The 22,228-nt window shown below is 64.2% G+C and carries 14 protein-coding genes; 11 read left to right on the forward strand and 3 right to left on the reverse strand.

Annotated features, from left to right (window positions below):
• Positions 1-26: 26 nt before the first annotated feature.
• From I2I01_RS04705 to I2I01_RS04720, 4 genes are all read left to right on the forward strand, one after another.
• Complete coding sequence (locus I2I01_RS04705; protein WP_196285251.1) at positions 27-305, forward strand: hypothetical protein; 279 nt, start codon at positions 27-29, stop codon at positions 303-305.
• A 229-nt stretch (positions 306-534) separates the two neighbouring features.
• On the forward strand, positions 535-1,338 hold the full coding sequence (locus I2I01_RS04710) for a helix-turn-helix domain-containing protein (RefSeq protein ID WP_196285252.1): 804 nt from the start codon (positions 535-537) through the stop codon (positions 1,336-1,338).
• 406 nt (positions 1,339-1,744) lie between these two features.
• On the forward strand, positions 1,745-4,843 hold the full coding sequence (locus I2I01_RS04715) for a T9SS type A sorting domain-containing protein (RefSeq protein ID WP_196285253.1): 3,099 nt from the start codon (positions 1,745-1,747) through the stop codon (positions 4,841-4,843).
• A gap of 604 nt (positions 4,844-5,447) precedes the next feature.
• Entirely contained in the window at positions 5,448-11,234 is a 5,787-nt protein-coding gene (locus I2I01_RS04720) for a T9SS type A sorting domain-containing protein (protein WP_196285254.1), read from the forward strand.
• A 66-nt stretch (positions 11,235-11,300) separates the two neighbouring features.
• Here the strand turns inward: I2I01_RS04720 and I2I01_RS04725 are convergent, their stop codons facing one another.
• Positions 11,301-13,436 (reverse strand): TonB-dependent receptor family protein, encoded by a 2,136-nt coding sequence (locus tag I2I01_RS04725; RefSeq protein WP_196285255.1) that lies wholly within the window; start codon positions 13,434-13,436, stop codon positions 11,301-11,303.
• 196 nt (positions 13,437-13,632) lie between these two features.
• Between I2I01_RS04725 and I2I01_RS04730 the strand changes: the two genes are divergently transcribed.
• The 7 genes from I2I01_RS04730 (at position 13,633) to I2I01_RS04760 (ending at position 20,155) form a co-directional block, all read left to right on the forward strand.
• Positions 13,633-14,163 carry a hypothetical protein gene (locus I2I01_RS04730; RefSeq protein WP_196285256.1) on the forward strand — a complete coding sequence of 177 codons (531 nt, stop codon included), beginning with the start codon at positions 13,633-13,635 and terminating at the stop codon, positions 14,161-14,163.
• Positions 14,164-14,195: 32 nt separating this feature from the next.
• Positions 14,196-14,966 carry a DUF2490 domain-containing protein gene (locus tag I2I01_RS04735; protein ID WP_211537810.1) on the forward strand — a complete coding sequence of 257 codons (771 nt, stop codon included), beginning with the start codon at positions 14,196-14,198 and terminating at the stop codon, positions 14,964-14,966.
• 59 nt (positions 14,967-15,025) lie between these two features.
• On the forward strand, positions 15,026-15,778 hold the full coding sequence (locus tag I2I01_RS04740) for a hypothetical protein (RefSeq protein WP_196285257.1): 753 nt from the start codon (positions 15,026-15,028) through the stop codon (positions 15,776-15,778).
• Positions 15,779-15,810: 32 nt separating this feature from the next.
• Positions 15,811-16,365, forward strand: coding sequence for a hypothetical protein (locus tag I2I01_RS04745; protein WP_196285258.1), 555 nt, complete (start codon positions 15,811-15,813; stop codon positions 16,363-16,365).
• Between the two features lie 88 nt (positions 16,366-16,453).
• Complete coding sequence (locus I2I01_RS04750) at positions 16,454-16,747, forward strand: hypothetical protein (protein ID WP_196285259.1); 294 nt, start codon at positions 16,454-16,456, stop codon at positions 16,745-16,747.
• 54 nt (positions 16,748-16,801) lie between these two features.
• Positions 16,802-17,068, forward strand: coding sequence for a hypothetical protein (locus tag I2I01_RS04755; RefSeq protein WP_196285260.1), 267 nt, complete (start codon positions 16,802-16,804; stop codon positions 17,066-17,068).
• Positions 17,069-17,335: 267 nt separating this feature from the next.
• Positions 17,336-20,155: a S8 family peptidase gene (locus I2I01_RS04760; protein ID WP_196285261.1), complete on the forward strand. Its 2,820-nt coding sequence runs from the start codon at positions 17,336-17,338 to the stop codon at positions 20,153-20,155.
• Between the two features lie 7 nt (positions 20,156-20,162).
• Here I2I01_RS04760 and I2I01_RS04765 read toward each other — a convergent pair whose 3' ends face one another.
• The gene (locus I2I01_RS04765; protein WP_196285262.1) at positions 20,163-21,497 is read right to left on the reverse strand and encodes a Y-family DNA polymerase; all 1,335 of its coding nucleotides are present in this window, start codon (positions 21,495-21,497) and stop codon (positions 20,163-20,165) included.
• A gap of 100 nt (positions 21,498-21,597) precedes the next feature.
• Complete coding sequence (locus I2I01_RS04770; protein WP_196285263.1) at positions 21,598-22,050, reverse strand: LexA family protein; 453 nt, start codon at positions 22,048-22,050, stop codon at positions 21,598-21,600.
• Positions 22,051-22,228 lie beyond the last annotated feature (178 nt).

Below are 22,228 nucleotides of genomic sequence, written 5' to 3' on the forward strand. Positions count from 1 at the left end.
CTGCTTTTACCTTTTTCGCTCGCCCCATGTCTCCCGACCAACCCAACACCTTCAACGAGGAGCCCAACGCCGAAGACGGCGCCTCCACGCCCATGCTCAACGCCGAAACCTACGGCCAGCAGCTCGACGACAATAACGCTTCCGGCCAGGAAAAAGCCGATGAGATGGACGACTCGCTGCGCATGGACACGCAGGAGCGCACCCTCACCGGCCCCGCCCCGGCGTCCGACGAAAACCTGCCCCGCGAGCTCACCAACCCCAGCGACCGGGCCTACACCCTGCCCGAAGAACAGGGCCCCAACTAGCCCGACGCTGCTCGCTCAGCTCACCAAAGGCCTCCATCGACTGATGGAGGCCTTTTTGTTTTCTCGTTACGGGCCGGGGCAAGGCCCCCTCCTCCCCGGCCAAAGGGTACAGGGCCGCCTGCTGACTGGCAGCCTGTTTCGACTATTTCACTGCCAGTTGATTAAAATCATGTTGTCTTTATATATAAAAAGTTTAATATTATAAAATTATCTTCTTATTCTCATCCGCATGGCGTACACCAACTGGCAAGCATTTGAGCCCCTGCCGGCGCTGCGGCACGTGGTGGACCATTACTGGGCTTTTGAGCCGGTAGCCGACGGAGAAGTGATGCGTCCGCAGGTTGTGCTGCCCTCGCCCACGCCTGCGCTTTTCTTTCGCTGCGCCGCTGCGCCGGGCCAGCCCGCTGCCGACTGGCTGTGCCGGCCGGCGTCGTACCAGCGGCTGGAGTTGCGGTGCTCGCCCGGCACGGGGCTGCTGGGCATCACGTTTCACCCCACGGGGTTTTACCGGCTGTTTGGCCTTTCGATGACCCGCGCCGCCGAAGCCGGACCGGCGCTGGCTGGGCGCGCCGGCGCTTTTGTGCGGGCGCTGGCGGCGCAGCTGGCCAGTGTCCGCACTGCCGCCGCCCACGCCGCCGTCGCCGAGGCCCTGCTGCTGGCCGAAACCGGCCCCGATGAGTGGCCCACGGCCCTGGAGGCCTTGGCCGCCGGGGTGCTGCAGCGGCACGGCCAGGTGAGCATCGACCAGCTGGCCGCCGGCGCTCACCTGTGCCGCCGACAGTTTGAGCGGAGGTTCCGGGAGGTGGTGGGCGTGGCACCCAAGCTGTTTGCCGAAATCAGCCGCTTCCGCTACGTGGTGGAGCAGCTGCAGGCCCAGCCGCTGGTGAACTGGCAGGACGTGACGCACCAGTGCGGCTACTATGACCAGGCGCACCTGATTCGGGATTTTCGGCGCTTTACGGGCCGCACGCCGGCTTCGTATTTCTTGCAGGAGCGGCAAGTCAGGGCTAAACTTTTACCAGAAAATCAATAAAAGTCGCATTTATACAATGCAATTTTTTATTGACAAATTACCTTTGTATTACTTCGAAGTTCGTGTTGCTGCCCCTCAGTTGTCGACCTGAGCCGTAGCCTCGGCCCCTGCTTTCTGCCGATTGTGCCTGCCCCGGAGGCAGGCTGGCGCATGCGTTTGGGCGGCCCACTGGCGCCCGTTGTCGCGCATCCGGTTTGTTGGTTCCGGCCGTCCCGCCCTGGCGGGGCCTGGGCCGGCGGGTACCTGCCTGGCAGTCCCACCCCGCGCTCTTTCACGCTCCCTTACTGCTTATTGTTAAACCCCATTCATCATGGAGAAGCTATGCCCTACCCCTACACCTGCATGCTGCCACGCCACTGCGGGAACCCTTCCTAGTTGTTCAAATGCCCCGGCAGCCGCCGCGACCATGCTGCGCGCTGCTGGCCCCCGGCTGCCCTGGCTGGCGTTGCTGCTGGCTATATTCATTTCATTTGCGGCCGCAGCGGCGGCGCCAGCGCACCGGCCGGCCAGCAAGACCAAAACGGTGGTGGCGCTACACAAGCTGGGCGCATCGGTGGTTTCGGGCGGCGACTTTAGCCTCGATTTCGTGGCGGCGGCCCCCTACACCTACATCCACAGCACGGGCGGCGGCGCTTTCAACGACCGCACCATTGGCAAAAACATGGACGTGGTGGAGTCGTTGGAAGGCGGCGATTTCACTTGCGGCGACGTGGTGACTTACCTCACCGAAATCACGGTGAACCCCAACGCGGCGGGCGTGCAAACCATCGCGCTGGACTATTCTTTCCTGGCCGATGCCACCGGGCAGCCGGGCGTGGCGCTGGGCAGCTTCGGCACCGTGCAAGTGAACCGCGGGGTGGTGAGCAACGGCGCCGGGGCGGGCAACACCGACAGCGGCCTGATTGAAAACGCCGGCGGCACCAGCAGCGTGGCTACCCTCATCAACCCCCACCTGACGGGCCCGCTGTTCCAAAGCGGCAGCACTCTGGAGGGCACCGTGACGCTGACCGGCCTTGACCCGGGCGAAACCCTGATTTTGCGGGTGGACGTGCGCATTGCCTGCAACCCCGGCAGCAGCCCCACCGGCAACCTGCAGGCCGCCATTGTGGCCGGGCGGGTGACGGCCCCGGCAGCTGATAACATCAACGTGGGCAAGCAGACGATTCCGTTCAAAAACGTGGACCGGATTATTTTCCCGTCCTGCCACCTACCGGCGGCCGGACCGGTGTGCGCCAGCGATGTTACGGTGCACACGGCCACGACCGACATTTCGGGCGCTACCTACACCTGGTCGATTACCGGCAATGGGGTGATGGTGGTGAACGGGCAGGACGTGACGTCGACCGTCACCACGTCGGCGGGCACTACTTCCAGCGTGAGCGTGCGGGCCGGAACTACCGGGAGCTATACCTTGACTGTCGTCATCAGCAAGGCGAGCTATGGCAACCAGCCGTGCTCGGTGTCGGTGCAGATTAACAGCATCAACCCGGGCAGCATCAGCGGCGGCGGCCCGGGCTGCGCGCCCTTCGACGCGCCACCCTTTGGCAGCACTGACGCCACTGGCGCGGGCACTATCAGCTACCAGTGGCAGAGCCGCACGGGCGCCAACGCCTTCGCCGACATTGCCAACGCCACGGGCCCCACCTACGACCCCGGCGCCCTGAGCGTGACCACTGACTTCCGCCGCATGGCCATCAGCACCATCGCCACGGGCACAGCCGGCGCGGTGAGCTGCCCCGCCGCCAGCAACATCCTGACCATAACACCCAATGCGCTACCGGCCGTCTATACACTGACCGGGACCCCGTATTGCGACTATGGCACGCCGGCCGGCACCATTGGCCTGTCCGGCTCGGAGCTGGGCGTGAACTACGAGTTGTTCAACGGCGCTGCGTCGGTGAGCACGAAACAGGGCACCGGCAGCGCCCTGAGCTGGACCGGGTTGGGCGCGGGCACTTACTCAGTGGTGGCCACTAACACCACCACGCTGTGTCCCAGCACCTCGGGCACGGCCGCAGTGGTGGCCAATGCCCTGCCCACGGTTTATGCGCTGAAGGGCACTCCGTACTGCGACAACGGCACGCCGGCCGGCATAGTGGACCTATCCGGCTCGGAGGTGGGCGTGAACTACGAGCTGTTTAACGGAGCCTCGTCGGTGAGCACGCAGGCCGGCACGGGCAACGCCCTGAGCTGGACGGGCCTGAGCGCCAGCGCGGCCTATACCGTGGTGGCCACCAACGCCACTACGCTGTGCCCCAGCACCACTGGCCCAGCCACGGTAGTGGCTAAAGCCCTGCCCACAGGCGCACTCAGCGGCGGGGCCTCGCTTTGCATGGGCCAGGCCACCACGCTCCGAGTGGCCCTGACCGGTGCCCAACCCTGGTCCCTGACGTACTCGGACGGTACCTCGCCCGTGACGGTGAGCGGCATCACGGCGTCGCCCTACACGTTCTCGGTGAGCCCCACGGCCGGCACTACCTACACGCTGACGGCCGTATCGGACGCCAACTGCTCGGGCACGCCCACCGGCACGGCCACCGTAAACGTGAGCACCTGCGACCAGTACTGCACGCTCACGCAAGGCTTCTACGGCAGCACCAACGGCAAGTATTGCAACGGGCAAACGGCGGTAGAACTCATCAGCAGCCTGCTCGCGCCGTCGCCGCTGGTCATTGGCCAAGGCACTACGCACACCTTCATCATGACCTCGGCCCGGGCCGCCTGCCTCAACGCCAATATGCCCGCCGGTGGCAACCCCAGCGCCTTTCTGAACGCCACGGGCCCAGCCTACAACATGGCGTATGCCCTGAATTGCGCCATCAGCCCGCTGAATGTGCCGCTCAAGAAAGGCAAGTTCGACAATACGCTCCTGGGCCAGACTATTGCGCTGGGCCTGAACCAGCGGCTGGTGGGCAGTTCCGCCCTGAGCAGCCTCACCATCATGGCCCAATACATGACCACGCAGCCCTCCACCACCTGCGGCACGGGCGGCATCCCAACCGGCAGCCCCGAGGTGTTCACCTTCCCGGCCTCGGCCGTGGGCTACACCGTGGGGAACCTCTATGACATGGCCAACCGCGCCCTCGGCGGCGACAACTCCGCCCCCATGCTCTCGGTAGGCGACATGACCCAGGCCCTGGGGGCCGTCAACAACGGCTTCGACAAGTGCCGCTTCCTGCTGGGCTTCTCCAGCAGCATGCCCACGCAAAGCCGCACCGCGCTGGCCTCGGCCCCGGCCGCCGGCCCCGACGAGAGCCTGCACGCCTACCCCAACCCCTTCTCGGCCTCTACCGTGCTGCAGTTCACACTGCCGCAAGCCGCCAGCTACCAGCTCGCGGTGTATGACATCAGCGGCCGGCTGGTGGCCCGCGTGGCGAGCGGCAACGCCGAAGCCGGCGTGCGCTATAGCTTCCCGCTGGCCGGGGGCCTGCAGGAGGGCGTGTACATCGCCCGCCTGGTAACGGGCAAGAGCACTCAGGTTATCCGCCTGAACCTGATTAAGTAATCGGGCCCGCTCAGGATTGCGCAAAAAGAGCCGGCAGTGCCCACTGCGGGCTCTTTTTGCGTGCCTGCCGGGGCGTTGGCTGCCTGTGACCAGGGCAAAGCCAGCGCTAGCCAACATCGGAGCTGCATCGGCACCAGTTGTAGCTTTTGGTTATCCGGTACGGCGCATGGTTCTGATTACCAAACATTGGTTGGCTGGCTCGATGCGAATTTTTTGGAAATAATTTAAAAAATTTCTCTTAAATATCATACAAACCTGATATTCTCAACCCCTTGTTCACCCCTTAATATATATTAATGCATATGTCAGTGTTTTAAATATTTTAATAAGCTCATCAATTGTAATTTTTCAGTCAGTTTTTGTACAATTTTAACTCCATCGAGTAGTGCTTTAGCTTTACATAAATGAGACTATTCAAATAATTTTTATACACATATGGAAAAATAATTATTTAGATTTGGCCCACACCCGCTGTTCAAGTACATGGTGACGCCAGTGCTAAAATACCTTCCTCCCAGCCGTGCAGGATAAGTTGAACCATGATTCATAAAGCGTTGAATTTCATGGAACTTGTCTAATGAATCACTTCTCAACTGCACTCCAAATGAATACACATCTCCAATACCCATCGCGCTTTGGTCTAACACCGGCAGATGGCAATCCGAAGGCCGGGCCGCTGGGCTGGCTGCTGCAGCGGTTGCTGCCCTTGCTGTGTACAGTGCTACTGCTGGGCGGCGCTGCCACCGCCAGCTACGGGCAATCCACCGACTTCCGGCAGTTTGCCAACGAACCGGGCAACGAAGCCTGGATAAACTCGATTTTGCAGCAAAACAACTCGGTGTACTACGAGGGCACTTCGACGCTGCAGCGCCTGGTGCTGGTGGGCATCCCGACCACGTCGGGTAACCACCACGTGCTGCACTTCAGCCACCAGGCCACGAAAGGGGGCATTCACGCCTACGACTTCGTGACGGGCTACGACCAGGCCCTGGCCGACTACAATACCATCACGGGCGGGCCATTCACGGCGCTTTCGGTGGCGGGCAATGCGCTGGGGCCGCAGGCCACTGCGGCCATGGTGAATGCGCTGTATAACAGCAACCTCGCAGGTCCCAACAAGATGGTGGCGGCCAATGCGGTGGCGGCGAGTTATTCGTCGTTGCCAAACGCGCCGGCGGGAAACGTGGCGGCCAAAGTGGCGGTGTACGACGGCGCTAGCACCAGCAAGCGCGGTGTGCAGATTTATGGCAGCTCGCCCGTGACCAATGCTCACCTCGACCTGGTGAGCTACTCCGGGGGCTCCGATATTTATGCTGACTACGACCTGCACTGGGATTCGGCCTCGCCGAACGTGCTTATTCTGATGGGTGGCCACTTGTCGGTGAGCGGCACGGGCGCGGCGGGCACGCTGTCGTATGGGCCGGGGCTGGGCTCGGGCTCCATCAGCGGGGGGCCGTACCACTTCAAGCTCGACAACGTGGACGGCATCACTCTGGGCTCGCAGGACAACCAGATTAAGGGTACTGATATTCTGATGCCGCCCGCGCCCTCTTGTGCAATCTCGGGGCCGGCCACCATTTGCAGTGGGAGCACGGCTACTTTCACCGGCCCGGCCGGTATGGACAGTTATACCTGGACGCTTCTCAACAATACTTCGGGCAGTTCGTTTACCACTGCCACCAACCTGCCCAGCGTGAGTGTGCTGGCGGGCGGCACCAGCGGGTCGTATACCGTGAAACTGGTAACTACCCGCCTGGGCGTGACGTCGACCGACGTCTGCCAGAAGATAGTGAACGTGAACAAGGTCAGCTTGGCGGCAACGACTGTAAACGTGGCTTGCTTCGGCGGAAACACCGGCAGCATTTCGCTCACGGCTTCGGGCGGCACGGCTCCTTACACCTACGATTGGGGTGGCGGTATCACTTCCCAGAACCGGACCGGCCTCGCCGCCGGCACCTACTCCGTGACTGTGACGGACGCCATAGGCTGTTCGGCTTTTGCCTCCTACACCATCACGCAACCTGCTTCCGGGCTCACGGCCTCGGCGGCCAAAACCGATGTGAGCTGCAACGGCGGCACCGACGGCACCATCACCCTCACCGTAGCCGGCGGCACGGCTCCCTACACTTACCTCTGGAATGGCGGCGCCACGTCGCAGAACCGCACCGGCCTCGGCGCTGGCACCTACAACGTAACGGTCACCGACGCCAATGGCTGTACTGCCACCGCCTCGGCCACCATTGCGCAGCCGGCGCTGCTGACGGCTTCGGCTGCGAAGACGGACGTCAGTTGCTTTGGTTATGCCACTGGGACCATTACGCTCACGGTGGCCGGCGGCACCGCTCCCTACACCTATCTGTGGAACGGCGGGGCCACCACACAGAACCGCACGGGCCTGGCCGCCGGTACTTACAACGTCACGGTAACGGATGCGAAAGGCTGTACGGCCACGGCCTCGGCCACCATCAGCCAGCCTATGCTCCTGACGGCCTCGGCGGTTAAAACCGATGTGAACTGCTTTGGCGGCACCAACGGCACCATCACCCTGACGGTGGCCGGCGGCACTTCGCCCTACACGTATCTGTGGAACGGCGGGGCTACCACGCAGAACCGCGTCGGCCTTGGCGCCGGCACTTACAACGTGACGGTTACCGACGCCAACGGCTGCACGGCTACGGCATCGGCTACTATTGCGCAACCGGCCGCCGCGCTTTCGGCCTCGGCTGCCAAGACGGACGTGAGCTGCAACGGTGGTAGCAACGGCACCATCACCCTCACGGTAACCGGGGGCACTTCGCCTTATACCTATCTGTGGAATGGCGGGGTAACCTCGCAGAACCGCAGCGGCCTGGCGGCCGGCACCTACAACGTGACCGTGACCGACGCGAATGGGTGCACCACGACGGCATCGGCCACCATCGGCCAACCCGCACTGCTGACAGCTTCGGCCGCCAAGACGGACGTGAGCTGCTACAACGGCACCAACGGCACCATTACGTTGACCGTAACCGGCGGCACGGCTCCTTATACCTACCTCTGGAACGGCGGGGCCACCTCGCAGAACCGCAACAACCTCAGCGCTGGCACCTACAACGTGACCGTGACGGATGCCAACGGCTGCACGGCCACTGCTTCGGCCACCATCGGCCAACCCGCTCTCCTGACGGCTTCGGCTGCTAAGACCGACGTGAGCTGCTTCAATGGCACCAACGGTACCATCACCCTGACCGTGGCTGGCGGCACCGCCCCGTACACCTATCTCTGGAACGGCGGCGCCACTTCGCAGAACCGCACGGGCTTAGCTGCTGGCACTTACAACGTGACTGTAACTGACTCGAAGGGCTGCACCGCTACTGCTTCGGCAACGATTAGCCAGCCGGTACTCCTGACTGCCTCGGCAGCAAAAACCGACGTGAGCTGCTATAACGGGACCAACGGCACCATCACCCTCACGGTGGCTGGCGGTACTGCACCTTACACTTACCTCTGGAATGGGGGCGTAACGTCGCAGAACCGCTCGGGCCTCGCTGCCGGCACCTACAACGTGACGGTAACGGATGCTAACGGCTGCACCGCTACGGCATCGGCTACCATTGTCCAGCCGGCTGCCGCTCTTTCTGCTTCGGCCGCCAAGACGGACGTGAGTTGCTATAACGGCAGCAATGGCACCATTACGCTCACGGTGACCGGGGGTACTGCTCCTTATACCTATGCCTGGAACGGCGGGGTAACCACCCAGAATCGCACCGGCCTGGCTGCTGGTACTTACAACGTGACCGTGACCGACGCTAACGGCTGCACGGCCACTGCTTCGGCTACCATCGGCCAACCTGCTCTTCTGACGGCTTCGGCCGCGAAAACGGACGTGAGCTGCAACGGTGGCAGTAACGGCACCATCACCCTGACAGTGGTTGGTGGCACCTCTCCCTACACGTATCTGTGGAACGGCGGGGCCACGTCGCAGAACCGCTCAGGTCTGGCTGCCGGCACTTACAACGTGACGGTTACCGACGCCAACGGCTGCACGGCCACTGCCTCGGCTACGGTTGGTCAGCCTGCCCTCCTCACGGCTTCGGCCGCTAAGACGGACGTGAGCTGCAACGGTGGTAGCAATGGTACCATCACCCTAACCGTGGCTGGTGGCACCGCCCCGTACACGTATTTGTGGAACGGCGGCGCCACCACGCAGAACCGCTCGGGCTTAGCTGCTGGCACCTACAATGTGACCGTAACTGACTCGAAGGGCTGCACCGCCACCGCTTCGGCCACCATCGGCCAACCCGCACTGCTGACAGCTTCGGCCGCCAAGACGGACGTGAGCTGCTACAACGGCACCAACGGCACCATTACGTTGACCGTAACCGGTGGCACGGCACCTTATACTTACCTCTGGAACGGCGGGGCCACCTCGCAGAACCGTTCGGGTCTGGCTGCTGGCACTTACAACGTGACGGTAACGGATGCCAACGGCTGTACGGCTACGGCTTCAGCCACCATCGGTCAGCCTGCCTTGCTGACGGCCACCGCAGCTAAAACAGACGTAAGCTGCTACAACGGCACCAACGGCACCATTACCCTGACCGTAACTGGCGGCACCGCTCCCTATACTTACCTGTGGAACGGTGGGGCCACGTCGCAGAACCGCTCGGGTCTGGCTACTGGTACTTACAACGTGACGGTTACCGACTCGAAAGGCTGCACGGCTACTGCTTCGGCTACCATCGGTCAACCCATGCTCCTGACGGCTTCGGCCGCGAAAACGGATGTGAGCTGCAACGGTGGCAGCAACGGCACCATTACGCTCACGGTGACGGGGGGTACTACTCCTTATACTTATGCCTGGAACAGTGGGGCAACCACGCAGAACCTCGCGAGCTTGCCTGCCGGCACCTACAACGTGACCGTTACCGATGCCAACGGCTGCACGGCCACCGCTTCTGCCACGGTTGGTCAGCCCGCCCTCCTCACGGCCTCGGCTGCTAAGACCGATGTGAGCTGCTTCGATGGCACGAACGGCACCATTACCCTCACCGTAACTGGCGGCACTATGCCCTACAGCTACCTGTGGAACGGCGGGGCTACCTCGCAGAACCGCACGGGCCTGGGCGCCGGCACCTACAGCGTGACGGTGACCGATGCGAAAGGCTGCACGGCCACCGCTTCGGCTACCATCGGCCAGCCTGAGCTGCTGACGGCTTCGGCTGTTTCGACTAACGAAACCTGCGCCAAAACCGACGGTACGGCTACGGCCACAGTTGCGGGGGGCACCGCGCCCTATTCCTACGCCTGGCGCCTCACCGGCCAGCCTGCAGTAGTGTCGACCACGCGCGTGGCTACTGGCCTGGTGGCCGGCGACTACACCGTGACCGTGACCGACTTCAACTCCTGCTCGACGACTGCTGCCACGAAGGTGGTGGCCGACAACTGCCTGGTGCAGCACTGCACCCTCACGCAGGGCGGCTACGGCAACGGCAACGGCGTCATCTGCAAGTACCCCGGCGTGCGCCGCACCCAGCTCATCACCAACCTGCTCAGCAGCGGGGGCGACCTGACGCTCGGGGTTTCGGGCCGCAGCATTACCTTCTCGGCTGCCACGGCATCGTCGGCTGCCCAGTGCATCATCGACGCCATGCCGGCCGGTGGCTCCGCTGCGGCGCTCCCCAGCATTGGCAATGCGAGCGGTTGCAGCTTGCCGGGTTCCGTGCTGAAAAACGGCAGGTTCAACAACGTGCTGATTGGCCAAACCCTGGCCCTGAGCCTGAACACGCGCCTCGACAACACCCTGGCCGACGTGCCGCTGAGCGCTGTTATGACTTCGTATAATGCCCTGAGCTGCAGCGGGCCCGACCCGCTGGACCTGACCGGCATGACGAAGAACATCCCGGCCTCGGTGATGGGCAACTTGAGCCACATGGGCGCCACTCCCACGGTGGGTTCGCTGCTGACGCTGGCCAACAAGGCCCTCGGCGGCGCCTCCTATGCCAACGCGGGCGGCAACCCCAGCTTCTCCGAAATCAGCGGAGCGGCCGGCGCCATCAACGAGCTGTTCGACAACTGCCGCATGTTCCTGAACACGACTTCGGCCCAGCTGCGAGTGGCCCTTACGCCCACCACCAGCCCGAGCGTCGAAGCCACCTCGAACCTGCACGCTTACCCGAACCCGTTTGCGGCCACTACCACCCTGGAATTCACCCTGCCCCAAGCCACGCACTACTCCCTGGTGGTGTATGACGTGAAAGGCAGCGTGGTAGCCACCGTGGGCAGCGGGGTTGCCGAAGCAGGCGTACGGTACTCGTTCCCGCTGGGCGGCGCCCTGCAGGAAGGCATCTACCTGGCCCGCTTGGTGACCGACAAAACCACGCAAACCATCCGCCTGAACCTGATTAAGTAAGCAGGCTCTGCGCGGTTTGCGCCCAAATAGCCGGCAGCTTTCGCTGCCGGCTATTTTTTTGCCTTTTCACCAGCGCCAGCTCAGCTGCACACCCGCGTACCAGGCCCGGCCCGGCGCGGGCTGGAAGTAGCGCCCGCCAAAGGCATTGAGGTCGTTGCCGAGGCTGTAGCGCCTATTAGTGGCATTGTCGAGGCCGGCGAAGACATCGGTTTCGAGGTGGCCGGCCAGGGTGCGCCGCCAGCCGCCGCGCGCCCCAAATACCCAGTAGCCGGGCGCCGTGTCGGTGTTGAAGTCGTTGAGCACCACGCGGGCCTGGTGGCTGAGGTTGGGGCTGAAGTAGAACCCCAGCCGCTCGGTGAGTTCCAGCCCGGCGCTGAGCGTGTGCGGCGTGCTGCCGGTGAGGCGTTTGCCGAGCAGGTCGGTGCGGCCAGGGTAGTCGCGGAAACGGAAGTCGTTGTAGGCATAGCTGGCCCAGGCGCGCAGGCCGGTTTTTTCAGGTCGGGGCATCCGCTTCGTGGAGTCGCGGTACACCACGCTGGTTATTTGGGGTTGCTGCCACAGCCAACCGCTCAGGGCTGCTTCGAAGCCGCGCTGGCGGGTGTGGCCCGCGTTGCGAAACACGACGATGCCCTGGTCGGTGGTGCTGCTGGTGATGGTTTGGCGTAGCTCAAAATCAAACACGGTTAGCTCATAGCGCAGCCGGTTTTGGAAGAAGCTGCCGCGCGTACCCACCTCGTAGCTGGTGCCGCGCTCGGCCTGCAGCTCGCCGTTCAGACTGGCATCGGAGGGCCGGATTTCCTCGACGGTGGGCGGCGCGAAGCCGGTGCTCACGCTGGCATATACCGAGAGGCCAAGGTTAAACTCCTTAAGCAGAGCTACACGTGGCGACACTTCGGGCCGGAAGTCGCGGCTGAACTGGTAAGCGTTGGGTTGGGTGGCGGCATTGCTCACCCGCGCGATGCCGTAGCGCAGGCGGTTGTAGCTGGCGGCCACGGTCAGCAGCAGGTCGGCGGGCAGGCTGTAGTCGGCCTGGGCAAATGCGAAGCCCGTGGTGGTGGTTATTTCGTCGTTGTAGCGCAGCGCACCGGGCGTGCCGCCGTTGTTCTGGTAGCTGCGCCCGTCCGTGAAGCCGGCCTGAAACTCGCCCCCACCCTGCAGCCGCAGCACCCGGCCCGCCAGCGCCGTGCGGTAGCTTAGGGCCGAGCGGCCACCCAGCCCCAGCCCGGTGTTGCGCTCATAATCGACCAGGTAGGGCGTGCGGATGGCCGTACCACTGCCATAAAGTGTGGTTTCCAGCTCCAGCTTATCCGAAAAACGGTACTCGTGCGTGAGCCCCAGCAAGCCGGTGCGCGAGGCGTAAAACGCCTGCTGCGCCACCGTGCCGGGCGCCGTGGCGGTGCCCGGCCGCGCCTGCCGCGGGTCGGCCTCGAACTGGGCGCGGGTGAGGCCGCCGGGCAGCTGGTAGTTGATGTCGGCGTAGAGCAGGTGGGCGGCTAGCGTGGTTTTGGGCGAGGCCACGGTGCGCACGTCCAGCGCGAAGACGTCGCGCCGCAGGGCGCTTTGCTGGCGGTAGCCGTCTAGTTCCTGGTGGGCATACTGGGCGCGAACGCTGCTGGTGGCGCTGCCCGTTTCGGCTGTGAGGGTGGCGCGGCGCAGGCCGTAGCTGCCCACGGTGGCGCCGGCCGCCACCCGGCTGGTGCCGGCCGCCACTTCGGGTGTGCCGAAGCGAGCCACGCCGCCCGTACCGGCCCCATACACGCTGCCAGCCGGGCCTTTCAGCACTTCGAGGCGGCCGATGAGGGCGGGGTCGAGCAGGTTGAGCGGGGTGCTGCCGCCGGCTTCGGTGAAGGGGATGCCGTTGTAGTACACCTTCACGTTGCGCACCCCAAACGGCGAGCGCAGCGTGCTGCCCCGAATGCTGAGCCGGTAGCTGGCCGTGGCCCGTTCCTCCAGCCGCACGCCGGGCAGGGTGTTCACGGCCTGGGTGAGGGCGGCGGGATTGAACTGCTGAATGGTGCCGGCGTCGAGCACGCCAATGGCGGCGGCCGTGCGGCGCAGCGGCAGGCGCTGGCCATAGCCGGTGACGGTGGCTTCGGGCAGGGCCACGGCGCGGGCGGTGGTGTCGGCCACCGATGTTTGGGCCAGCAGTGGGACGACGGGAACCCAGGCAGCCAGCAGCGCCAGCGAGGAAAAACGAAACATGAAGGGCGAGTAGTGCAGGCTTGTGCCAACGGCAAAAGCCTGCGGAATGTTAGATTAGGCGGCCCATTGGTGGGCGGGCGCCTGAAATCAGATTTCAGCGCTTCGCGCAGAGCGAGGCTGCACCATTATGAAAGAGGTCATGTGGAAAATGGCCACTGGCTGCATCCTCCCAGCACACCTTACCGACCAAACTCCCATGTTGAAAGTGTTGAAATTCCTGTTCCTCACCTGTACCCTTCTGCTTCAGTTCTCGGGCGCGTGGGCTTGTTCCTGCGTCAACGCAAAGCTGCCGGAAAAGCAAAAGATTGCCAAAGCCCACGCTCAGGCCAACCTCGTTTTCACGGGCCGGGTGGTGGCCGAGGCACTGGTGGAAAAGACGGATACGGTGCACATCCGGACGCGCACCGGGGCCGATACGGTGGTAACTTCCAGTCAGCAATACCGCCAGTTCACGTTTGCCGTCACGCAGCAATTCAAAGGCGAACCCGTGGCCGCTACCGTGACGGTGCTCACAGCTACGATGGGCGCCTCCTGTGGCACTTCTTTTCGGGTCGGAGCCGATGTTTTGATTTACGCTTACCGGGTCGATAAGGCTTATGGGCCCCGCGGCACGGTTCACCCGGTGCCGCCCTACTTCACCACCGACCTGTGCACCCGCAACAAAGAGCTGCGCGACACCCAGGACGCCGAGGTGCGGCAGTTGCAGGAGTTGGCTCGGCACGGCTGAGGCACGGCCGGGGTTGGCCGTACCTTCGCCCGGTGAAATACCTGCTGCTACTGTTGCTTTTGCCCCTGGGCGTCCGGGCCCAGAACCCGGTCAATCGAATTGACGATTTTAACCGCATTGGCTGGTACGTGTACGAGGGCGACCACCGGCTGGGGCCGCGCATCACCGTCCACACCGAATATCAAGCCCGCCGCACGGGCTTCATCACGGGTTGGCAGCAGCAGTTGCTGCGGGCCGGCGCGGGCTACCAGCTGCTGCCGCGCCTGAAAGTGGGCGGCGGCTATACCTTCCTCAACACCTACTACTACGGCAACCATCCGGTGGCCGACCAGGGCACCTACCCCGAAAAGCGCTTCTACGAAGACCTGACCCTGACCGACTCGCTGGGCCGGGTGAGCCTCACGCACCGCCTGCGCCTGGAGCAGCGCTTCATTGGGGTGCCCGGCGCCAGCGGCCCCCTGGGCAACGATGCCGTGTGGCAGCGCCAAAACCGCATCCGCTACCAGCTGGCCGGCGAAATCCCGCTGCAGGGCCCTTCGCTCGATGACAACGAGTGGTATTTCACGGCCTTCGACGAGGTGTTCCTCAACTTCGGCCGCGACATCACCACCAACGTCTTCAACCAGAACCGCCTGGCCGCCGGCCTGGGCTACCAGTTCGGCCAGGACTTTCGCCTGGAGCTGCAATTGCTCAACCAGATTACCCAGCACTACGACCCCGACCCGGCCACCCGGTTTCCGGTGTTCGAGTTCAACAACGGCTTTCGGCTGGGCCTGACCTACAACCTGACGCTGATAGACTAAACGGCGGGCGGCGGGCGTTTTGTAGCGCGGACCTTGAAGTTCGCGCTACGCCTATGCTCATGCACCTTCACCTGCCGCGCCGCCACCGCCGCCCCTTGCTGTTGCCGCCGGGCCTGCTGGCGCTGGCGGGGCTGCTGTGGCTGGGCTGCGTGCTGGTGGCCCAGCACCCGATACAGTTCAAGCTGCGCAATGTGATGCAGCTAACCATGCCGCCCCGGCCCGACTCCGACTTTCTTTGGGGCGGAATGCGACACTATGGCCCGTACCTGCGCTATTCGCAGCTGGCTTATTTCCGCAACTGGCACACCATTGAATTTGGGCAAAGCCGTTCGGCCGATTCAGCGGCCGGGCGCCGTTTGGCCACAACCATCCGCACGCTGAGTCGGGGCTGGGAAAGCGACCCGGGGCGGGACGGCCTGCGCGTCTACTTCGGCGAGCGGGCCCGCTACGCGTCTTTGGTGCTGGTGCTGGATTTGATGGCGCAGTACAATGTAAAAAAGTACTTCCTGGACCTGCACCACCCGGCTTACCGGCCGACTTTTTATGCTTTCAACGGTGGCTCAGCCCGCCAGCGCTGGACCGACCCGCTCCTGCGCCCGGCCGCTCTGCCAGAACCAGCAGACGCCCCTGAGCCACAGGCTGAACCGGTATCAGCTCCCCTGTGGGAACGCCTGACGGTGGCTGAAAACTGGTATCCCAACACGAACCAACTCACCGAAAGCTGGGCCCTGCTTGCGGCGCCCGGCTGGGAGGGGCCGCTTGCTTTGCTGGCCTGCATAGGCGCATTGGCTATTTGGCGCTGGCGGCCGTAACCTGCAACTGCTGCGCACGGTATTTTTGTGCCATGCCCGCCCTTACGCCCGACCTGCGCCGTGCCCTCTTTGCCTTGCCCGAACGCGAGAAAGACCAGCTCCTGGCCCGCCTCGTGGCCCAGGACGCGGTGCTGACCGAGCAGTTGGCCTTCCGCCTGCTCGAAGGGCCCGAGGCACTGGAAACTCGCCGCGCCGCCCTGCGCACCCAGGTCGACGACCCCGTGCGCGGCTACCACCCCACCCCCAACGACCTGCTGGTGATACTGCGGCAGCTGCAGGCCCGCCTGGCCTACCACGCCAAGATTACCGACGACGCTTTTGGCGAAGTGGAGCTGAGCTGGCGCCTGCTGGCCAACGTGTTCCGGCACCAGGCCGAGGCCACGGCCCGCCTGCACGGCCCCACCCAGCCGCTGCTGCAGCACTTGGCCAAGCGCACCCAGGAGGCCCTGAAGCAAACCGCCAAGCTGCACGAAGACTACCACCTGGAGCTGGCCGAAACCGCCAACGCCGTGCTGGCCGCCCTGTGGCAGTCGGGCGCCGCACCGCTGGCCCGCGAGCTGGGCCTGCCTCGCACCTTCGGGCAGTAGTTTTTGCCGGTCCCGGCGGCGGGGCGGCATCTTTTCCGGCGCAATTGCAGTACAAAGCCTAGGTTCCTTTGTCCTGATTTCCTTCGCCATGTCCACGCCCATCCATCAGCGCGCCCCCCAGCTCAGCGAGGCCGAGCTGCACCAAGCCCTTGAAGAGCTTGATGCCAAGATTCAAACCTTGCGCAACCGCGCCCAAGCTACCGTCGCCGGCTCGGCCAGCACCCACGAGCAGCACGCCGACGCCCTCGAAACCAAGCGCGCCCAGCTGGCCGCCCAGCTCGGCCAGCACACCACCGAGGGCGGCGACTCCGGCATGCTTTCCAGCATTCGCCACGGCATTGAGTCGTTGCGCGACGACGTGCGCGGTCTGCTCAAAGATTAACTTTTTGGCCTCTTACCCGCCCCTTTCATTTAAACGCATCAACCTGACACTGCCATGAAACAGTTATTCCTCCTGCTGCTCCTGGCCTGCTTTGCGACCAGCACCGTGCAGGCCCAAAACCGCCCCAAAGTGAAAGCTAAGCGTGCTTTCTCTCATACTTCCGAGTCGAGCAAAGGCAAGACCAGCAAGGTCCATTTCCGGCGCGAAACCATACGGCCGGTCATCGACCTCAAGCCGAATAGCCTGGAGCGCTCCAAAACCGTGAAAGCGCCCAAGGCCTACAAATACAGCAACGGCAACAAGCTTAAGCGCGCCCGTTAAGCGCTGCGCTTAGCCCCCCAGCCCGTCGTGCCGCGCGCCGCCGCCGCGGCTCTACTGCAGTAGTGAGTAACTACGTTGCGCGGTAGGGCCGCGACGGCGGCGCGCGGCACGACGGCTGGTTTATACCGCCTTTTAACTGGCGTTTTGACGCTTGGCGTTATACATTTTTGAGCGGCAAATTATTTCGGGGCATGGGCAAGCTGCAATCCCAGTGGTTGCGTAGATGCTTATCTTTACTATCCGCCTATAGTTCTATCCTTCTGCCTGATGCGAAACATCCTACGCTTATTCGCTTTTCTGTTTTTGATGGGGCTGGCCCTGCCCTGGGCGGCTTCGGCCGCCCCGCCCACCATCCCCGGCCGGCTGGTGCTGAAGCTGCAGCCGGGCAAGGCGCCGTCCGCGCTCGACGCGGTGCTGCGCTCCCTGGGCGCGGGCGCTTTGCAGCAGAAGTTTCCGCGGGCGCTGGCGCCCAGCCCGGAGCGGCCGGGTGGCGTGGAGCTGCGCGGCATCTACCAGCTACAGCTGCCTGCCACTGTGACGCTGGACTGGGCCCGCGCCGCGCTGCTGGCCACCGGCGCCGTGGAGTACGTGGAGCCGCTTTACATCCGCGAGCCGCTCTACCAGCCCAACGACCCCATGGCCGACTCGACGCTGACCGACATCACGACTAGCCAGTTCTACCTCAAGCAGATTAAAGCCTACCGCGCCTGGGACATCACCCGCGGCGACAGCAGCCTCGTCATCGGCATCACCGACGGCGGCGTGCGCCTCACCCACGAGGAACTGCGCCAGCAGGTGAAGCACAACTACGCCGACCCCATCAACGGCCTCGACGACGACAACGACGGCTACATCGACAATTTCACCGGCTGGGACCTGGCCAACAACGACAACAACGCCGGCTACGACCCCACCATTGTGCACGGCACGCTGGTGGCGGGCGTGACGGCCGCCCGCACCGATAACGGCGTGGGCATCGCGGGCCTGGGCAACCGCTGCCGGTTTCTGCCGCTGTCCATTTACCCCAACACGCCCACCGGCGTGTTTGCCGGCTACGAGGCCATTGTGTACGCAGCCGACCACGGCTGCCAGGTCATCAACATGAGCTGGGGCGCCGTGGGCGGCTACTCGCGCTTCGAGCAGGACGTCATCACCTACGCCGCCGTGAACCGCAACGCCGTGCTGGTGGCCGCCGCCGGCAACACCAACGCCGACCTGCTTTTTTACCCTGCCTCCTACGACCACGTGCTGTCGGTGTCAGGCGTGCAAAGCACCGACCAGAAGAGCCCCAACGGCACGTTCAGCCACCGGGTTGATATGGTGGCGCCGGGCATCAGCATTCTCACCACCTACGGCGTGCAGGACAACGACTACATTGCCGTGGGCGGCACCTCCTTTGCCGCGCCGCTGGTGTCGGCGGCGGCGGCGCTGGTGCGGCGCGTGTTTCCGCAGTACAACTCCGACCAGGTGGCCGCCCAGCTGCGCCAAACCACCGACAACATCGACAACCTGCCCGCCAATGCGCAGTGGGTGGGCCGCCTCGGCACGGGCCGCCTCAACGTGCTCAAGGCCGTGACGCGCACCAACCTGCAGGAAGCCCGCGTGGTGACCAGCTACTTCGCGCCGCAGCGCACGGCCTACCTGCCGGGCGACACCATTCGGCTGACCACCGACGTGCAAAACCTGCTGCAGCCGGTGGCGGGCCTCACGGTCACGCTCACCTCGCTGTCGCCCTACGTCACGGTGCGGCAGGGCAGCTTTGTGGTGGGCAGCCTGCCCACGTTGGGCCGGGCCCGCAATACGGCCGCGCCCTTCCGGCTGGCGGTGGCTGCCAGCGGCATTCCGCTCAACACCACAGCCACGCTGCGCTACCGCCTCACGGCCACCGGCGGCTTTCAGCTAGACCAGTACGTGGACCTTGTGCTGAACCCCGACTATGTGGTGCTCGACGCCAACGACCTGGCCCTGACCCTGACCAGCCGCGGCAACCTGGCCTACGACAACCTGGCCGGCACCGTCGGGGCGGGCTTGACTTACCGCGGCAGCAGCAACATCCTCAGCGAGGGCGGCCTGCTGCTGGCCACCAGCGCCACCCGCGTGTCGGACCGGCTACGCACCAGCGGTGGGCAGTCGCGCCAGTCGTTTTTCAGCCTGGCGCAGGCCACCCGCCAGCAGCCCGGCCCCCGCGCCACCCAGGAAGCGCGCGTGGTGTTTCAAGACACCGTGCCGGTGGCCGGCAGCCGGGTGCGCAGCGTGGGCGTGCGCGTGCGCCAGCGGGCTTATGCCTATGCTGCAGCGGGTCTGCGCGACTTTGTGCTGCTGGAATATTCGCTCAAAAACATTACCGCCGATACCCTCAAGCCGCTCTACGCCGGCATTTTCACCGATTGGGACCTGCCTAATTCCGACGGCGCGGCCCGCAACGTGGCCACTTGGGACAGCGCCCGCACCCTCGGCTACGCCTACGCCGTGGGCCAAACCGCCCCGCAGCCCCTGCCCACCGCCTACGCCGGCATTCGGCTGCTGCGAGGCGGCACGCCCGCGGTGTATTCCATTGACAATGGCGCCCCGGTGGGCAGTGCAGTGCGCCTGGCCGACGGCTTCTCGCTGGCCGAGAAATTCCTGACGCTGAGCAATGGCACCGCCCGCGCCCAGCGCACCGCCGGTCTGCCCAATGGGGCCGACGTCTCGCAGGTGGTGGGCACCCGCGTGGCCCGGCTGGCCCCCGGCGACTCCACCACCGTCACCTTCGCCGTGCTGGTGGCCCCCACCCTGCCCCAGTTGCAAGCCAGCGCCGATGCCGCCGCATCCGTTTACGCCACCCTGCTGCCTGCGCGGGCGGCCGCGTCGGCAGCCGGCTTCAACGTGTACCCCAACCCGGCGGCCGGGCGGCTGCGGGTAGAGCTGCCGGCCCAGTTCGGCCTAGCTACGCTGTGGCTGAACAATGCCGTGGGCCAGACGGTGCTGAAACAAACCGGCGTTGAAAAGGCAATTGAGTTAAACCTCACAAGTCTTGGCCCCGGCCTCTACGTGCTGCGGGCGCAAGGCGCCAATGGATTAGTAACCAGAAACGTTGTGGTGCGCTAAACCAAGCTTAGCGCACCTGCCATAGCTCGTCCCAGCCGGTGGTGTAGCGCGGCGAACAGTGGGCGGCCCGCCCCGCCCACACCGGTTTCTGCAGCAGCCCGTCCACATTTTTGGCGACGCCCATGGCCGCCGACCGCACCAGTTGCCGGCCAAAACGCGCATTGAGCCCATCCATGGCCTTCATGAGCTGCTGGCTGCGCTGCTGGTCGGCAGCCGAGCCGGAAAACAAACCCAACTGCGCTTGCCCCTCCGGCTCCAGGCCGGTGAGCAGCACCCCGGCCCGGTGGTAGGCCGTGCCGGCACGGCGCAGGTGGCGCAAGCCTTGCAGCGCGGCCTTGATGAGCATACCGGTGTCGTTGGTGCTGGTGGGCAGGCTGATGACGGCGGTGTGGGTTTTGGGGCCGGGCGCGGGCGCAAACCGGTCAGTGCCCAGTATCACCGTGACGAGGTGGGCGGCCTGGCCGTGGCGGCGCAGCTTCTCGGCCGCTTTGGTGGCGAAGGTGGCCACGGCTTCGGCCAGCACGGTTTCCTGGTGCTGAGGCCGGCCGAAGGAGCGGGTGCAGGTCACGCTGTGGCGGCTGGCGGTGTTGGGCTGCAGTTGGTCGTCGTCCCACTCGGCGGGGTTCCACTCCAGGCAGGGCTGGCCGTGCAGCTCGCGCCACAGGCGCTGGCCCACCACGCCGCCCAGGTGGCGGCGCAGCCAGTGCTCGGGCAAGCGGGCCAGTTCCAAACCGGTGTTGATGCCCAGCTCGGTGAGCTTGCGGGCGTAGCGCCGCCCCACGCCCCAGATGGTATCAACGGGCACCCGGGCCAGGGCAGGCTCCCAGTCAGCAGCAGTGGCCAGTACCATGGTCCGCGTGGGGCCGGTTCTGGGGGCGAGTCGGTTGGCCAGTTTCGCCAGTGTTTTAGTAGGGGCAATGCCCACGCAGGTGGGAATGCCGGTATAGTTCAGCACAGTGTTGCGCACCTGCTGGCCGTAGGTCAGCAAGTCTGATTTCTTGGTTATCCAATCCAGGCCACTGAAATCCAGAAAGGCTTCGTCAATGGAGTACACCTCCACGGCCGGCGTGAAACTGCTCATTACCTGCACCACGCGCCGGCTCATGTCGCCATACAGCGCGTAGTTCGACGAAAACACCTGCACCCGGTGCTGCTCCAGCAGCGGCCGCACCAAGTGGTAGGGCTCGCCCATTTTCAGGCCAAGGTCCTTGGCCTCCTGCGAGCGCGAAATCAGGCAGCCGTCGTTGTTGCTCAGCACCACCACGGGCCGGCCTTCCAGCTGGGGCGCAAAAACCCGCTCGCAGGACACGTAAAAATTATTGCAGTCGACGAGGGCGTACATCCGGATTTTTGCAAAGGCTCGCCGATGAATCCCCCCTCTTCATCGACAGTAGCGGCATTTCATAAAATAAATATTTCATTTTTGACACGCTCGCCGGCCTTCACTTCGCCGCCGGTGCGCCTGCCAGCGAATGAATCACGTGCGTCACCACTCCCCACACCAGCAGGCCCACATCGGGGTCGATGGGCAGGGGCGCGTAGCGGGCATTTTCGGCCACCAGCCACGGCTGGCCGGCCCGGAATTGCAGGCGCTTGATGGTGTGCTCGCCCTCCACCACGGCCACCACAATGCTGCCGTGGTCGGCGCGCAGGGCCCGGTCAACGGCCACCAAGTCGCCGGGGTGAATGCCCGCTTCAATCATGGAATCGCCGCTGACGCGGGCCAGGAACGTGGAGGCCGGGTGCCGAAACAAGAGCCGGTTCAGGTCGAACGGCCCCTCGAGGTGGTCGTCGGCGGGCGAGGGGAAGCCCGCCGGCACCGGGCAACCAAACAAAGGCAGTTCCCGAGTGGAGAACAGGGAGGCCGAAATAAAATCGTGCAACGATGTAAGCATAGCCGTGTCCATCCGTCTATCCCAACGGATTGGCATGCTATTTACTAATCAATTTAGTAATTTGTTTTGTATGGCCTTTAACCTTCTTGGCTTGGCGTATTCATCCGGCCGTGCAATTCATCATATAATCATGTGATGAAAGCGTAATTAGCCTGCTTCTCTCCAAAAAAGACTAAAA

It is taken from the genome of Hymenobacter properus, from assembly GCF_015694735.1.
In the GTDB taxonomy this organism is placed as follows: domain Bacteria; phylum Bacteroidota; class Bacteroidia; order Cytophagales; family Hymenobacteraceae; genus Hymenobacter; species Hymenobacter properus.

Bases quoted from the DNA above. Each gene is read 5' to 3' on its own strand.
- I2I01_RS04705 (WP_196285251.1), top strand. From the start codon at position 27: ATGTCTCCCGACCAACCCAACACCTTCAACGAGGAGCCCAACGCCGAA.
- I2I01_RS04710 (WP_196285252.1), top strand. From the start codon at position 535: ATGGCGTACACCAACTGGCAAGCATTTGAGCCCCTGCCGGCGCTGCGG.
- I2I01_RS04715 (WP_196285253.1), top strand. From the start codon at position 1,745: ATGCTGCGCGCTGCTGGCCCCCGGCTGCCCTGGCTGGCGTTGCTGCTG.
- I2I01_RS04720 (WP_196285254.1), top strand. From the start codon at position 5,448: ATGAATACACATCTCCAATACCCATCGCGCTTTGGTCTAACACCGGCA.
- I2I01_RS04725 (WP_196285255.1), bottom strand. From the start codon at position 13,436: ATGTTTCGTTTTTCCTCGCTGGCGCTGCTGGCTGCCTGGGTTCCCGTC.
- I2I01_RS04730 (WP_196285256.1), top strand. From the start codon at position 13,633: ATGTTGAAAGTGTTGAAATTCCTGTTCCTCACCTGTACCCTTCTGCTT.
- I2I01_RS04740 (WP_196285257.1), top strand. From the start codon at position 15,026: ATGCACCTTCACCTGCCGCGCCGCCACCGCCGCCCCTTGCTGTTGCCG.
- I2I01_RS04745 (WP_196285258.1), top strand. From the start codon at position 15,811: ATGCCCGCCCTTACGCCCGACCTGCGCCGTGCCCTCTTTGCCTTGCCC.
- I2I01_RS04750 (WP_196285259.1), top strand. From the start codon at position 16,454: ATGTCCACGCCCATCCATCAGCGCGCCCCCCAGCTCAGCGAGGCCGAG.
- I2I01_RS04755 (WP_196285260.1), top strand. From the start codon at position 16,802: ATGAAACAGTTATTCCTCCTGCTGCTCCTGGCCTGCTTTGCGACCAGC.
- I2I01_RS04760 (WP_196285261.1), top strand. From the start codon at position 17,336: ATGCGAAACATCCTACGCTTATTCGCTTTTCTGTTTTTGATGGGGCTG.
- I2I01_RS04765 (WP_196285262.1), bottom strand. From the start codon at position 21,497: ATGTACGCCCTCGTCGACTGCAATAATTTTTACGTGTCCTGCGAGCGG.
- I2I01_RS04770 (WP_196285263.1), bottom strand. From the start codon at position 22,050: ATGCTTACATCGTTGCACGATTTTATTTCGGCCTCCCTGTTCTCCACT.